General features: G+C 39.1%; 11 protein-coding genes. 9 read left to right on the forward strand and 2 right to left on the reverse strand.

Annotation, left to right across the window (positions count from 1 at the left end):
• Positions 1–75 precede the first annotated feature (75 nt).
• The 4 genes from FA048_RS12845 to FA048_RS12860 all read left to right on the forward strand — a co-directional run bounded on the left by FA048_RS12845 (position 76) and on the right by FA048_RS12860 (position 6,342).
• On the forward strand, positions 76–984 hold the full coding sequence (locus FA048_RS12845; RefSeq protein WP_136841623.1) for a radical SAM protein: 909 nt from the start codon (positions 76–78) through the stop codon (positions 982–984).
• A complete protein-coding gene (locus tag FA048_RS12850; RefSeq protein ID WP_136841625.1) occupies positions 981–1,370 on the forward strand; it encodes a DUF6375 family protein in 390 nt (129 codons plus the stop codon). Before FA048_RS12845 ends, FA048_RS12850 begins: the two co-directional genes overlap by 4 nt.
• A gap of 11 nt (positions 1,371–1,381) precedes the next feature.
• Complete coding sequence (locus tag FA048_RS12855) at positions 1,382–5,686, forward strand: NACHT domain-containing protein (protein WP_136841627.1); 4,305 nt, start codon at positions 1,382–1,384, stop codon at positions 5,684–5,686.
• Between the two features lie 401 nt (positions 5,687–6,087).
• Positions 6,088–6,342 carry a hypothetical protein gene (locus FA048_RS12860; protein WP_136841629.1) on the forward strand — a complete coding sequence of 85 codons (255 nt, stop codon included), beginning with the start codon at positions 6,088–6,090 and terminating at the stop codon, positions 6,340–6,342.
• Between the two features lie 245 nt (positions 6,343–6,587).
• On the opposite strand, the gene FA048_RS12865 is transcribed toward FA048_RS12860, so the two are convergent.
• Together FA048_RS12865 and FA048_RS12870 are read right to left on the reverse strand one after the other, a co-directional pair.
• A complete protein-coding gene (locus FA048_RS12865) occupies positions 6,588–6,905 on the reverse strand; it encodes a hypothetical protein (RefSeq protein WP_136841631.1) in 318 nt (105 codons plus the stop codon).
• Between the two features lie 439 nt (positions 6,906–7,344).
• Entirely contained in the window at positions 7,345–7,656 is a 312-nt protein-coding gene (locus tag FA048_RS12870) for a winged helix-turn-helix transcriptional regulator (RefSeq protein ID WP_136841633.1), read from the reverse strand.
• Between the two features lie 160 nt (positions 7,657–7,816).
• On the opposite strand from FA048_RS12870, the gene FA048_RS12875 reads away from it, so the two are divergent.
• The 5 genes from FA048_RS12875 to FA048_RS12895 all read left to right on the forward strand — a co-directional run bounded on the left by FA048_RS12875 (position 7,817) and on the right by FA048_RS12895 (position 11,529).
• Positions 7,817–8,029: a hypothetical protein gene (locus FA048_RS12875; protein WP_136841635.1), complete on the forward strand. Its 213-nt coding sequence runs from the start codon at positions 7,817–7,819 to the stop codon at positions 8,027–8,029.
• 13 nt (positions 8,030–8,042) lie between these two features.
• Positions 8,043–8,588, forward strand: a complete 546-nt coding sequence (locus FA048_RS12880; RefSeq protein WP_136841637.1) for a hypothetical protein — start codon at positions 8,043–8,045, stop codon at positions 8,586–8,588.
• On the forward strand, positions 8,560–9,765 hold the full coding sequence (locus FA048_RS12885; RefSeq protein ID WP_136841639.1) for a PQQ-binding-like beta-propeller repeat protein: 1,206 nt from the start codon (positions 8,560–8,562) through the stop codon (positions 9,763–9,765). The genes FA048_RS12880 and FA048_RS12885 overlap by 29 nt, the downstream gene beginning before the upstream one ends.
• A gap of 164 nt (positions 9,766–9,929) precedes the next feature.
• Positions 9,930–10,676 carry a hypothetical protein gene (locus FA048_RS12890; protein ID WP_136841642.1) on the forward strand — a complete coding sequence of 249 codons (747 nt, stop codon included), beginning with the start codon at positions 9,930–9,932 and terminating at the stop codon, positions 10,674–10,676.
• Positions 10,677–10,818: 142 nt separating this feature from the next.
• A complete protein-coding gene (locus FA048_RS12895) occupies positions 10,819–11,529 on the forward strand; it encodes a HEAT repeat domain-containing protein (RefSeq protein WP_136841644.1) in 711 nt (236 codons plus the stop codon).
• The last annotated feature ends 219 nt before the right edge of the window (positions 11,530–11,748 follow it).

Raw genomic sequence — 11,748 nt, forward strand, 5'->3', positions numbered from 1 at the left:
TTTGTTGACAATCCAATTTTATTTTATCCTTCTTTTTGAATAAATTACAAATTCTAACCTTAAATTAATGCCTCTATGAAAATCCGCTATGATGAAAATGGCGTTCACCTGTTCAACAGGAACACCGGTGCAAACCTTCTTATCGACGAACTGAGCGTTCCCCATGACAAATGGTCGAATGCGCCAAGGCACGTTTCGTTTGCGCTTACGAACATCTGCGACCTTAAATGTGCCTATTGTTACGCACCCAAGGATAGGTCCGAGCTAGAATTTGAGGACCTGAAGAATTGGATAACCGAAATTGATCTAGGGGGATCCCTTGGAGTGGGATTTGGAGGCGGGGAACCCACGTTATATCCAAGATTAGCAGAACTTTGTAATTTTGCGACGGTAAATACTGATCTGGCCGTTTCTTTTACCACCCATGGCCATCGCATAACTGCCGCAATGTGTGAACAGCTGAAGGGTAATGTGCATTTTATACGAGTTAGCGTCGACGGTCTTGGAAGTACCTATGAAAAGTTGCGCGGACGGTCCTTTGATACCCTACTTGGCCAGATCCAGCTGATCAAAGCCATCGCGCCATTTGGGATCAATTATGTCCTAAACGCAGACACGATCCCAGATCTGATTCAGGTTGCCAATTTTTGGGAGCAGCAAGGCGCAACTGAGTTGCTGATACTCCCCGAAATCGACGCTAAGGGAATGTTTTCAGCAGACATCCTGTTACGTCTTAAGCAATTTTTGGACGGCTATACAGGAAAGCTGCCGCTGAGGATCAACGAAAACTGCGCGAATGGTCTGCCGATCGCGCAACCTTTCAATGATACCAATCCATTACTCGCATATGCATTTGTCGACGCCAGAGGGATGCTCAAGCGAACCAGTTATCAGACCGGCGGAATGGATATCACAGGAAAGAGTTTAATACAGGGTTTGGAGCTTATCAAATCCCAATCGGAACAATTAATAAATCATAAATGAAATTTTGGAATTCATACGGGTCTGAACATTCGGCCAATCTTGTCATGATCGGACATTTCAGAACCAATGCAGAAGCACAGGAAGCTTACGATGCGATAGATCAAATCAAACATTACTTGCTAGAATCGGAAGAGAGCTATGAAGATGGTACACGGTTTTCCAAGCCTTTGCGAGATCTATTGATGGAACTCAAGCTACATTCGATTGTACCTAGGGAAATTGATCAGTTCAACTATGAAGCCAGGACAAAACTGGAAGAGAATAAAATAGTGGTGACTACCGAAGAGTCGGATTTTTCGGCATTCCTGAAAGTCCTAATTGATTACGAAGCACGCGTTGAGGTCTACTCCGCACATACTTATACAGGTACTGGGGAAGGACGTTAAATAAGATAGCTATGGTGAATTGGTCAGTATTTGAAACACTTCCAGGAAGCGTCACTTACAATTTTGAAATGCTATGCAGGTCACTGGTATGGCTGAACTATGCACGTTTTGGTAGTTTCAGGGCATTGTTAAACCAGCCAGGAATCGAATTTGAGCTGATATTGCATAACGATTGCGAACTTGGCATTAGCAAAAGCCACTTTGGGTGGCAATGTAAATGGTACGATCTGCCACGGGGAAAGAACCTTGGCAAGACCCGCCGAGACCAGATCGAAGATGCTCTGACAAAAAGCATAGCAGCTAGGCCAAATCTAACCGACTGGGTGCTATGGACAAGGCATCCGCTCACAAAAACAGACCAAGTCTGGTTTTATGCTTTGAGCAATACACTAAAGCTACAGCTGTGGACCAGCCATGAAGCGGAGATGCTGCTAAACCTGAACGGCGAACAGCTTAAACGGACCTACTTTGGGGATTTGATCCTCACCCCAGAGCAGCTTTTTGCTCAGCATGAGCAGTCCGTTGCACCGATCAAAAAGCGATGGTTCCCACAGGTTCACCAGGAAGTCGATGCTGAACGGTCGCTTCGGCGAATGTTGGGGAGTGCTACCGCGTGGGATGAACTCATTAGGCTATCCGAAAATCTCAGGGAACACCATGTAGAGATTGATATGCGCCTGGGTACCGTTCCGGAGATTTTGAAAAATCTAACCGGGGAATTTCAGATGTGTATCCTCTCTTTTGCCGATCAGCTGAAAGTTGTTCATGACCAGCTTTGCGAGGGCAATTTTTTACACCTTCATCAAGGCATATCATCGGAAATGGTCGGACAGATAAAACATATCTCCAGTTTTCCGCGAAAAGCGAGAGGAGCAAGACTTCAGATTGGCCTGATTGCAACAGATGCATTAGCAGACCTCTACGAATCTGCAGAGGTGCTCTCAGAGGTGATGGATTTTTTGAACACGCGCCTAGTTGGGGTGGTTGCAGATGCCGGTGGCGGAAAAACACAACTGGCGGCTACTTTGACTGCCGCGAGAGATGACCGGCCGGCTGGGATTTTGCTTTTGGGAAGATTTTTGACCCACAGCAGCTCCTTGGATAGCTTAGCCAGCAAAGTGGTCATCAACGGCAACCCGGTTCCGAGTATGCAGGCTCTGGTGGCGGCCCTGAATGCTGCTGCGGAACGGGCGAAGTGCATTTTGCCCATCGTCATCGACGGTCTTAACGAAGCGGAGGATCCCAGGGACTGGAAGATGTTACTGTGCGAACTGGAACCTATACTTAAGAACTATCCAAGTGTACTGCTTATCTGCACGCTCAGGTCTGGCGAACAGAAGCGAAAGGGCAGGCGCGACGACTATTATTACGATGATCGAGATGACAAAAAGCCAAAGCCATTTGTCCAATATTCTCTGCCCGACGATACCATTACCTTTGAGATCCCAGACTTCGGAGATGACGTTGGTGATGCAATGGATAGTTATTTCGATTACTTTAAGATCAAGGCACAGCCTGATCTCCTATACGGTCATTTGCTAACCCATCCGCTTACACTCAGGATCTTCTGTGAGGTGACCAATCCCACAAGGGAAAAATGGGTGGGAATGGAGGCGGTGCCAAGGTCTTTAGCATCTCTTTTCGAGCGGTACGTGGACCAAGCATCGAAACGTATCGAAGAGCTTGCCCCAAGCCACTGCAGGTATCTGCAGGCAGATATCATCAACCAGCTTGATACTTTTGGGAAGCTGTTATGGTCTGCACGCGCCAGGTCAGTCAACGAGCGGCAATTTAGGATCGAAATCGGAGATGAGAAAAATCTTTGGGTGAATAGTGCCGTTAATTTCATGGAACAGGAAGGTTTACTGTTGCGTATGCCCGGTAAGGTTGCCGGCGACTATGAGATCATCCCGACTTACGACCTTTTGGGAGGTTATCTGGTTGCCAAATACATCATCTCTACAAATGGTAGGGATACCATTGGCCCTTGGTTGACAGAAGCGACCGCAGAAAATGCGCTTGGTCTCGAATACAGTACCCAACACCCGTTAAGAGAAGATATTATAAGGTTTCTTGTTGCGCTTTTGCCGCAGTTCCATGGCATCCAGTTGTGGCAGGTAGCTAAGGAATCTTTACGTGGCGAGGCGTTGGAGCAAACTCTTCTTTTGGAACCAAAATACCTTGACAAATCGACATTAGATGCAGTGGTTGACGCAATTAAAACATCCCCTACAGAGAGAAACCACTACCTGGGAAATCTGTTCGAAATCCATGATGCAGAGAAGCATCCACTGAATGCCCTGTTTGTAGATAGGGTGCTTTCTGAACTCCATACCGGAAAACGGGACCTGATCTGGACGGAATGGTTGCGCAGGAACGAAAAGCTTTTCCAAGAAGATCTCGACGATGTGGTCTCAATATGGTCGAAAGATCTGGAAAAAAGAACATATTCGGATCATCTGAAAGCAACCTGGCTGATGTGGGAACTGACCAGTACGAGCCATAAGCTTAGGCACAAAGTCACCCTAGCCCTGTACTGGTACGGCAGAGGTGCTATCGAGCATCTGTTTGAACTGACCGAAAGGTCGATGTCGATCGATGATCCTTATGTACAGGAAAGAATGCTGGCTGCCAGCTATGGAGCCTCGATGGCGCTGATGAGCAAATCTGGCAGTACGGATTTCGGGAGTTCAATTTTGCCGAGGTTTGCTAAAAAGCTCCATGCCGATTTTTTTGGAAATGATGCATCGAATGTTACCTCGCATGTTCTGATTCTGGACTATGCCAGAGGGATAATCGAACTCGCACATTTCACGGACAAATCTCTTTTTAGCGATGGTGAAATGGCCAAAATCCATTTCCTTCATCCCCGTACACTGAAACCTAAAACAAAAAAATTAAGCGATGAAAGAAAGGCAAGTCGCGAATGGCCGCTGGGTATGGATTTTGAGAATTATGTGCTTGGAAGTTTAGTGGAAGGAAGGCATAATTATGACTTTAAGCATGTAGGCTACCAGAAGGTCAGATCCCAAGTTTTATGGAGAATTTTTGATCTGGGCTGGTCGTTCGAGGAATTCAGTGCTACCGACAGGAAAATTGCTAATAGCCGAGATAGCTATGACCGAAATGATGGCAATAAAATAGATAAGGTCGATCGTTACGGAAAGAAATACTCATGGATAGCCTACTTTGAGCAGTTGGGGCTTAAGAAAAGGTCAGCTGAAGAGAAGATGGAGGATATTTATCTGGACAGGAGGGAGTCTGATGCTGATATCGATCCGTGCTTTCCATGCCCTTTACCTAAAGAGAAAATAGTTGACTTGGATGTTTTGGGAAGCGCTGAAATCCCCCTTCAAGAATGGATCAAGACAGGTTTTATCCCAGACCTGGGAGTCTACCTGCAACAAAATGATCTCGACGGGAGTTCCAGCTCTTGGGTGCTTTTGGATGGTCACATCGGTCAGCAGGATGAACACCGGGGCCGTAGCATGTTCGGCTTCTTTAGGGCATTTTTTGTATCCAAAGAAGACGAGTCCGAACTCGTGACTCAGCTACACAAACAGCGACTGGGAGGGCGCTGGTTGCCAGAGAAGGCGGAATGCAATGGTGCCTTTGCCGGTGAGGTACCGTGGAGCCCACACTTCCGCATAAACGGCAAACGCAAGCTCCGTTTTGTGCTTTCGGAAAACACTATCGAAGTGGAAGAATTGGAGGATAAATTCTATCTCGACGGGATAGGATTTGAACCATCTTTTTTAGACAGCTTGAAACTATCGGGAATTAACTTTTCAACGGGAAAAGAGGACAAGGACTTGAGCGATGAGGAGCTCAATAGAGTCGAAGTCCGAAAAGAGCCGATATTGGTCCCGAAAGTACAACAGGATTTCCTGAACATTCCTGTCCTGCAGCCTGTATGCGATCTACGCACTCCAGGCAAAACCTTATTTGAGGATTTTACAGGCGGCAGTACGCTAACAAGCGAACTGACAGATCTTTTAGATGTAAAGACGATACCCCAGAGCAGGGACCTCAGGAATTCAGTTGGAGGACGGCTGACCTTTCAGAATTCCTACCAAAAAAAATCCTTCAAGAATAGTGAACGGTTATTTTACCTGAAGAAGGAAATTCTGGATGCACTACTGGATAAACTAAATATGTCTCTGGTTTGGGCGGTCTGGGGCGAGCGGGAACTCTCGCTTGGCCAGTTCGAGCATTGGGACAGAAAGAACCCAGGTGAGGATTTGGCATACGCCGACTTTAAGCAGATACATGTATATGCTCGCCAATCAGCGGATGACATCTCTGGAGAAAAATAATTTAAAACGATGAGCTATCAAAAACCAAATTTGCTGGTAATGCATCTATCGGTTAAAAAAAACAGGCCTGCTCTATCAACTTATTTCGGTTTTGATAAGGGATAGAAAGATAGCCTAGACATCCACTATCCTATACGGTTATCAATCAAATAGGCGTTTTGGTACGACGATATCTACATGTTGCCCTGTTGGCTCGCCACCAGAAATAAACCAATTTTCTAAACCAGTAGAATAAACCTTGTTTCAATATCAGCTAAATGAGAGTTTTTTTGTTTATGTTGGAGAAACGCTAATTGGTTCAATAGCTAGGGGTGACTAAGATTGGGTTCAAGTGAGTGGACGCGAAATACTTCAAGACACAGTTAATGAATTGGGCTTATACTTAGATAAAACATTATCAAATGACGATTGAACAATATAAAGAACTATTTGATGAAATGTTTGTTGATCTAATCGTAAATACTTCAATCGAAAATGATGAATTGTTGGTGGTACTTAAACCTTTAATGAACTTTCCTAAGGTTAGTCTTGGTATTGCAATTAATTTCACAAATAAGATTGAAGATGATGTTTGTATAAAGCTTAAGCTTTATGAGTTTGGTAATAATAAATTCAAAATATTAAAATTAAATGCTATAAAAAATAGACGAATTTGAAATTGAATTACCAGGTGATTTACTAACGATTAAACCACAAGAAAACGGTCATTTGATGTTTTTTTAGGAGATAACAGGTCAAAAAAAGAAAAATAAAAAATCACAATTCTTCTATGATAATGCAAATCCCATATTTTTTGCGTTTGCAGGCAACAGTTACAACGATATAGAACTGTTTGCAGATTATTTAAAGGAAGTGGAAAAGTTATGTGTATAAACCACCCAACAGGAATTGAGCCAAAAGATTAAAGATTCTTTTCTCCTTTAAAATCTTGTAATGGAAAATCAGTTTTGAAAAAGCAGAATACAAATTCAGGTAAATACCCATTAAAAGATTTCACTACATTTTCGTTGTTAAGTTTTTCAAAAAATTCAGCACCAACATAATGTCTTTTTAACTGTTTGCCTCTATCTAAGATAGAAAATACACATGTACATTTATTAATGTTTATAGTATCTTTGTCTACAGGAAATTTTATTATGCAATCAGCTATGTACTTTCTGTTTTTAACAGTGACAATACCTTGTTCAGCTGGAAATTCATTTTCGTAATATATTGACATATTTTAAGTTTTAAAAAGTAAGATATCAATTTTTCGGCAATAATTATTGTTTGACCTTGTTATAATATTTGACAAAAGTACCCATCGGAAGCATACACATACATATCTCCACTAGGGTATTGGTTTAGATTTTAGTTATTAAAGAAATTACACCTAATCGCTTACACCCTGTTTGCACCATAATTTATTAAATCCTGTAAAATTCAAATAGTCAGTTGTTTAAGAATAAATCTCTAGTTCGATATTCTCCACCAAAAACCTATAACGACCCTTAAACGACTGTTTAGGGGTTTTTTGTTTCTTAAAATATGCTAAAAACTTATTGATTTGGCAGACTTTTGGCAGACTTTTTTGCATTACGGCAATAATTTATAAATGGGGTTCTCGACTGATGGACTTACCCCAAGGAAAAGACCTTTGGACAGTAACCTGACCAAAATTACGCCAGATTTTCTAACTGCAGAAAAATAGGAATCAATGCCTCTCCCTTTGTGGTCAGATTATACTCGATATGCAGAGGTTTTTGTCGTATCACAATCTTCTTCAACAAATTAACCTCTTCTAATTCTCTTAAAGCCACAGCTAATGCCTGCTTATTGGAACCTTCGATTGTACGCAGCAAACTACTAAACCGTAAAGGTGCTTTAACGGCCAGCCGAAAAATTTCAGGCTTCCATTTGCCCGAGAGCATCTTCAAAAGCGCTTGAGCCGGACAAGTTTCTTTATCAACTATCTCTTTTTTGGTAGTCATAATTTTCTGACTTATTGCCTAATTGAATTTAAGTACCCAATTTTGAATAAAGATAAAGAAAATGGTAGAAGGCAGTTATCAAAATTGAAAATAGCTTGTCTCTTCTAAATGCAACCCCTATAATCCCTAATACGAGCTTACCTTCTCAAAAAAAATCAGTATGCATCAACAAGCCAATCCATTGATATGTGACTCGGAAAATGGAATCTGTGAAGTATCAATTATCAAACCCAGTTCAGCCGCTAGCGGTAAGATAAAATCCAACAAAAAACTGAAAATTAGCCTAACACAAAACTTTGAAATAGTTAATGGCGAAAATGTAGAATGGCCTGCAAGAGAAATTATCCAGCCAGTTGATGCCTGTTACTTTTAAAACGCAATAGAAAATGAAGATTTTTAAATCGATGGGTGTAGCTGCACTCGTTATTGTTAGTTTTATTTTATTCATCGGCGCCATAATTTGGTGCTATATCTCCTGGGATAGATATCGTAAAACCACAGAGGCCATTCGCTACCAAAAAGAGGTGTGCGACACCATTCAAAAGGCTGAAGGTAATTTTCCGATGATGATAAGTGGTTTTAGTAAAAAGGAGCTCAGTAAAATTCATTTTTACCTGCAGCAAGGTAAATTATTAGTCAGTGATACGGTAATAAATTTTGCCGCTAAAGATGATGGAGAAACACAAACATTAAAGTTTCCTTTTAAAAAGTTTAATGCTGCAGATAAGCTAATTGTTAATATCGGCAATCGCTATTACGTACTTTCTGGCTACCGATACCAAGCTAGATACAATTATGGAATGTTCGGGCCAGTTGATCCTTGTTTTTGCGAATCAAAAGGTTTCGAAAAGATAAACGGAGAACCAGCTGGCTCGGGTTGGCTAATCAAAAAATACGGTTTGGTTGACTATCAGCTACCGCCGTGGCAGTGATCAACAGAAAATACAAAACGGAAGCTACAATTTTATCGAACCACAGAAAATGATAGACCTAAGAAAAAGTAATAACAGTAATCCATATTTTGAAACTTTAACAGCGGTTAAATCTAAAACAGTTGTAAGTTCTTCTTTTTACTTTGAAAACAATTTAATTATAGCAGATTGGAAGGGAAATATATGGTGCTTAAATCTAAATGATCAAGCTACGGTTTGGGAAAAAAACATTAAAAATCCCGTTCTTTTTGAATTTATATTTTATAAGCAAAAGCTGTACGCATTCAATGAAAACACATTTTTTGAAATTGATATTATTACGGGCGACATTACAGAAATATTAAATTTTATTCTAATAGGTTCTGTGGTTCATCAAAACAGCAAAATTTATTTAAATGAGAGAAGCAAAAAAGGACCTAACTCAACAGGAAAAATTCTTGAGATCGACTTAAACAATTTCAAGGTTGAGTGCATAAAAGAGGAAAATATAAAATCAACTTTTGGCATAGTAACAAGAACCGAAATTTTGGCTAATGAACAAAAAGTGTGTTTCTATTGCGATAAAGCTATATATGAATATAATGTGTTAACCCAAACAATAGAAATGATTTATGCGAATGCTGATATTGAAAACAGAATACAAGGAATATTTAACCTTGATAAATTTTTAATGTTTATACCAGGAATGAAAAATCCTAAAGCTGGAATAGGTAATTATCCAAAAAATCCTGATTTGTATTCTATGTTTATCAAAGAACAATTTAGTGAAGCCAAACCTATGGAGGAAACAATAATTTCTTCAACAATTCCATATAAAGTAAATTCTATAAAAATTGATGACAAAGAAAGTGTGGCATATTATGGAGGATATTTGTTTTTTAGTAATAAAGTCAATATCAAAATAGTAGAAAGTCCTGATAGAAAAATCACTGGACAAAATGGGTTTCTATATAAAAATGAAAATGAAATATATTTACTTGAACCCGCTTCATTTGATGGAGAAGAAAAAGAACAGGGTTTTAAACTTTACAAAATAGCTAACCAAACTATAATATTAATCGAGGAATTTTTAACCAATAAACTCGGTAAAAATTATAGAGAACCAGAGTTTGATTTCTTTGAAGATCAAATAGTTGTTCGTTGTGATGGGCAGGTGTATTTATTAAAAAAAATGTAGCTAGCAAAGGTTTTATAATAGAAGATCAAAACTGCAAAGTTAAAAAAGAGTTCTTCGATTTACTTTTCTGCAAAATTGAAGATTTATGCTTCAATTGCCCCGCCCGAACGCAAATTATTAAAACGCTAACAGAAATTATTCAGAACCGACCGAAACCAAAAAAAATGAAAAATAAATTAACATTATTTTTATCGATCATAACCTTCTCAAGCTTCGTTTTACAATCTTGTGAAAATAAAACAAAAAATACAGGCGAAATAAAAAAAAATAGTCAAAATCAATCTGAGCTAAAAAAAGCCGACCTTAAAATTATTCAGGATAAAGAAAAGGTATTAAAAGACGTTTTTGAATTCGTAGTATATAATGATGATTTGGACTATACTTCTCTTCGAGCGAAGAAAGGAGAAGAATTACACGATTTTGTAAATGATAAAAATAATGATAGAAGTTTACTAAGAGGGGATATTTGTGAGATTCAGTGGAGAAAGGATACGATTTATGTTGCAGGAGACGGAGAAACTCCAATCATTGATGATTGGGCAATCTCTATTAAAAAAATAAAAGATGGAAAAGTGTCTAAACTGAGAAAAGACTACAAAATGAAGCTTAAATATCATTGGAGTAAAGAGGAAAATTATTCCCAAAGTTTTTTAGACAAAATCTATCTATTGACAGAATATTACATTGCCAACTCAAAAAACAAACTTTTTAAACATCTTATCGGAGACAAAGAACAAATTGCTTTTTCAATAGAAAATCGAACAAGGAAAAATAAAGATTTTACAGTTATGGGAATTGGCTATGAACTTGAAAATCGTTCCAATATTTTTCAATGGCTTTATTACAATAATGAAAATGGCAAACTGTATGAATATGACTTATCCAATGATAAACTGAATGAATTCAAATAAAAACTTCCGCTAACGAGGATTTACATTCGGTAAGGGCTTTACCGTTTGCATTAGGCGAGATGAAGCAAAGCTAAATGCTTAAGTTTCCCACCCAAACACAAAGCCCCGAAACGTTAGTGGTAATACCGTAAGAACCGAAATTATGGGCGCTATTGAGATATTGAAAGATTATTTTGACAAAATTAAGTTGGGTTGCGACACGCCGACAAAATTTGACTTTGGAGCAAAACTTATTCAAAGTAATACAGCAGATTTTTTAGATTTTCATTACTCTATTCTTGCTGAGGCAGATACAGAAAAGAAACTTTATGACTTTATTGCAAGAAAATTTAAAGACAGACATTCATCAGGAGAAGATTATTTGCTAACCCGAATTAAAAGTGAACAAGACAATGTTGTAAAAGCAACGGTTTTACAAATTTTAGGCTCATTTAAATATTCAAAAATAAATCGAGCAACGGAAACAGCAGACCTTGCAAGAAAATTTTTGACTTCTGAAAGTGACACTTTACGTTGCAGGGCTCTTTGGGTTATAGGTTGGACAGGTAACGTAAATGACATTGAGCAAATATCGACTTTGCTTTTTAATGACACCAACAATGAAAATCGTTGTTGGGCTGGGACAGCAATGATGCAAATTTCTTTTAATGACAAAATATCAATAGAAAAATCGCTACCATATTTAAAAGTTGCTATTGCCAAAGAAACCGACATAAAGGCATTAGAAGGGATTTTGGTTTCAATACAAGAAATAACAGGAAAAAAATTAGGACTTAGTCCAAGTTCACACGACCCACCGAACGAAGAAAAAGTAGCAAAAGCATTAAAAAAAGCAACAAAAATGTTAGCGTGAAGAACAGCACTACCGCTAACAAATATTTTGCGTGAGGCAGACTGATTGCAAAATTCTACAGTAGTTTGGACTAGATTAATTCATATAGTGGATTTTCATGTACCGAGCTCACACGGGTATTGTAAGGATGAGGGCCTGTGCTCGGTTCCTTATGCCTATAAGCAATTTTTTTATTTTAACGCAATATGTAAAATAATATCAAATTTAAACCCATTGTTC

This window comes from Pedobacter polaris, from assembly GCF_005116505.1.
GTDB classification, from domain to species: Bacteria; Bacteroidota; Bacteroidia; order Sphingobacteriales; family Sphingobacteriaceae; genus Pedobacter; species Pedobacter polaris.